This is a genomic window from Syntrophales bacterium, assembly GCA_030018935.1.
Classification (GTDB): domain Bacteria; phylum Desulfobacterota; class Syntrophia; order Syntrophales; family CG2-30-49-12; genus CG2-30-49-12.
In genome coordinates this window covers 1-3,282 of sequence record JASEGZ010000082.1, presented here as the reverse complement: position 1 = coordinate 3,282, position 3,282 = coordinate 1, and the positions used below count along the sequence as shown (strand labels likewise).

The window sequence follows — 3,282 nt, the reverse complement described above, 5'->3', positions numbered from 1 at the left end:
GGGCGAGACGCGAAGCGGCTCGCCCAATTCACCAATTACCTGACTGGATCGTAACCACCAGGATGCAGAGGATGACAGCGGAGCAGACGCATCAGAGCAAGCAACAACCCCTTAAATGGGCCATGTCGCCTGATAGCTATTATCGCATATTCGGAGCAGGAAGGGTAGAAACGACAGCAGGGGGTAAAGAAAGGGGATATGCATAGCCGGTAAACTCGGGCAAGTATAATGAGTGTTTTCCCCAGAATTTGTATAAATATGCTATTTTGCATCTGCTTTTTTGAATAAGAGGCTTCCTAACTCCCTGCACACATCCTGATAAGTTAACGACGAGATATCTCTTTTTACAATGATCACAAAGTCATGAGAAGCTGAAAGCTTGAATTTATTTAATCTAAAAAACTCCCTTATGAGACGTTTGGTCCTGTTTCTTTTTACAGCACCTCCAATCTTTTTAGATGCCGTTGTTCCCAATCTTTTAGTTCCTAATTGATTCTGGCATACGATTGTGGTGAAATTTTCTGAATAACTTCTCTCGCCTTGTTGATATATAATCAAATATTGTTTTCTTTTTCGGATCCTCTCATGTTTGCCAAGGGTTTGTTTTTCCATGTTGCATAGAGCTCTGGTCCTTATGTAATAAGAATCCTGCCCGGACCTTTTCAAGTATTTCTGGAGGGTCTTTTCACAGTTAAACGGCCAGTCTCTTTCTCCTCTTTGCCCGTCTTCTACTCAAGACCAACCTGCCCCCCCTGGTGGACATTCTGACGAGAAAGCCGTGTGTTCTTTTCCTCTTTGTATTGCTTTTATTCGTTAAATTCTTTTTCATAAGGATGAAACCCCCCATAGAGAATCCGTTTTAGAAATCATAATCAGGATCATTTGTCAAGGCCAAACAGAAGTCTTTCACTATAGATAAGCAAATGCTGGGTGGCTGCGAATGGGAATAGACCGTCCCTGCCCCCGTCCACCTATTCAGGACATCCAGGTATTCCTTAGAGACACCTTTTTCCCTCGCAATGTCAAGGTAGTCCTCAACATGGCTGCAACCGATACAGCATGGTAAGCATTCAGGCATCAGCAAGATAAAGAAAAGTAACGAGTTACCCATAAAACATTGTTTTAACAATGAGAGGATGTCTTGTTTAAGCCTCTGTTTCTTACTGAAAGCTGACGGCTGATTGCTGAATGCTTACACCGCATGTAAAAAAACAAATAGGATCAATCCTGTAAATTTTTTCATTGTTTCTCTCCAAATACCCTGTGGAAAATAAAGTCCAGATATTGCAGGAAATTTTCCACCTTGAACACAGAGGCGAGGTCTTCCGTATTCAGGTAAGACATAACTTCCCCATCATCTGAGAGCAATTGTTTGAAGGCGATACCCTCCTGCCATGATTTCATGGCGTTTCTCTGGACAACAGCATAGGCATTCTCCCGTGTCATGCCTTTATCTATCAGCCTCAGGAGTACCATCTGGGAAAAGATCAGCCCTCTGGTCATGTTGAGATTGGCAAGCATTCTTTCCGGGTAGACAAGAAGACTGTCTACCATTCCTGTGAACCGATTTAACATGAAATCAAGGAGAATGGTGGCGTCGGGGGCGATGACCCTTTCCACAGAGGAGTGGCTGATGTCTCTCTCATGCCAGAGGGCCACATTTTCCAGGGACGCCAGTGCATACGACTTCATCAGGCGCGCCAGGCCGGACAGGTTTTCCGAGAGGACGGGATTCCGCTTATGGGGCATGGCCGATGATCCTTTCTGTCCGGGAGAGAAAAATTCTTCCACCTCTCGAACCTCAGTCCTCTGCAACAGTCTGATCTCCTGGGAAAACTTGTCAAGTGAAGACGCAATGATGGCTAAAGTGGAGAAAAACTCGGCATGGCGGTCTCTCTGGATGATCTGGGATGAGACAGGCGCGGGTTTAAGACCCAATTTGTGACATACGTATTCTTCCACATAGGGATCAACAAAGGAGAAGGTCCCCACCGCTCCGGAAATCTTTCCGTAACTGATCGTCTCCTTTGCCCGGACCATCCTTTCCCGGTTTCTCACCATTTCTTGGTGCCAGAGTGCCATTTTCAGACCGAAGGTGATCGGTTCCGCGTGAATTCCGTGAGACCTTCCGATCATCAGAGTATCCTTGTAGGCAAAAGCCTTTTTCTTCAGAACCATCAGCAGTTGATCTATGTCTCCAATCAGTATCGTAGAGGCATCCCTTAAGAGAAGGGCGAGGGATGTATCAAGAATATCCGAAGAGGTGAGCCCCATGTGGATGAAGCGACCATCCTCTCCCACCCTTTCCGTGACTGAGGTCAAAAAGGCGATGACATCGTGTTTGGTTGTCTTTTCGATCTCATCAATCCTTGCCACATCAAAGCCGGCCTTTGCTTTGATGTTTTTTAAAGATTCCTGAGGTATCTTACCCCTTTCGGCCATTGCCTCACAGACTAAGATCTCAATGGCGAGCCATTTCTGGTATCTATTTTCAGGGCTCCAGAGCGAACTCATCTCTTCTCTTGAATATCTGGGGATCAATTTTTTTCTCCTTCCCTCTATCTGTAGACCATGATAGTCTGATTCTACAATTTAAATTTACTATGAGTCAAGGATTTTGCCGTCAGATACCCCTTAAGCTTTTCCTCATAGGAGAACTTGCGTAAAAGAGTTGACAGCATCCTTCAAAATAACGAAAATCTTCAAAAACGGGAAAGGTGGCACACCATGTACTTACTCGATTTGGGAGTATTAATTGCGCTGGTAATACTGATCGTTTTAATTTTAACGCTCCTATTGAGAGGACATCCCGGAGATGTGTCAGCAAAGCTTGATGCATCTCTCAGGGAGCAATTTCTTGCGTTTCAATCCGACATACACAGGGAATTAAACTCAACACGGGAGGAGGTCGTTCGTTAGGTATCTCGAAGCATCCTCTCCCGAAGAAAAAGCAAGGTGCTGGAAGAGTTATGAAAATGCAGTAAAGACCCAGATTAAGAACGTCAGCGTCAAGTATGTAAAGCCGGAAAAAGGAACATCAGAATTTGCCCTCATGTTTATCCCTTCCGAAGCAATCTATTACGAAACAATAGCAGAAAAAAACTACCTGGGCGAACCGGCAAAGATATACGAATATGCCCAGGAAAACAGGGTTATCCCCGTTAGCCCCAACACATTCTATGCTTTTTTACAGGTAATAATTCTCGGCGTAAGAAATATAGAAATTATGTAACACTTTAGCTCTTTGAAAAAAGCATAAAATAATACTGGCGTCAATATCAA

The 3,282-nt window shown here is 44.3% G+C and carries 5 protein-coding genes and 1 pseudogene; 2 read left to right on the top strand and 4 right to left on the bottom strand.

The genetic code is table 11. The features are described from left to right. Positions 1–35: 35 nt before the first annotated feature. From yidD to purB, 4 genes are all read right to left on the bottom strand, one after another. Positions 36–272 (bottom strand): membrane protein insertion efficiency factor YidD, encoded by a 237-nt coding sequence (gene yidD / locus QMD03_09965; GenBank protein MDI6777536.1) that lies wholly within the window; start codon positions 270–272, stop codon positions 36–38. Further along, positions 262–612: a ribonuclease P protein component gene (rnpA, locus tag QMD03_09960; GenBank protein MDI6777535.1), complete on the bottom strand. Its 351-nt coding sequence runs from the start codon at positions 610–612 to the stop codon at positions 262–264. Before rnpA ends, yidD begins: the two co-directional genes overlap by 11 nt. 79 nt (positions 613–691) lie before the next feature. Next, complete coding sequence (gene rpmH / locus QMD03_09955) at positions 692–829, bottom strand: 50S ribosomal protein L34 (protein MDI6777534.1); 138 nt, start codon at positions 827–829, stop codon at positions 692–694. Positions 830–1,239: 410 nt separating this feature from the next. Next, positions 1,240–2,541 carry an adenylosuccinate lyase gene (gene purB, locus QMD03_09950; GenBank protein MDI6777533.1) on the bottom strand — a complete coding sequence of 434 codons (1,302 nt, stop codon included), beginning with the start codon at positions 2,539–2,541 and terminating at the stop codon, positions 1,240–1,242. Between the two features lie 186 nt (positions 2,542–2,727). Between purB and QMD03_09945 the strand changes: the two genes are divergently transcribed. Further along, complete coding sequence (locus QMD03_09945) at positions 2,728–2,919, top strand: hypothetical protein (GenBank protein ID MDI6777532.1); 192 nt, start codon at positions 2,728–2,730, stop codon at positions 2,917–2,919. Positions 2,920–2,968: 49 nt separating this feature from the next. Further along, positions 2,969–3,232: pseudogene (gene rmuC, locus QMD03_09940) on the top strand (DNA recombination protein RmuC). The last annotated feature ends 50 nt before the right edge of the window (positions 3,233–3,282 follow it).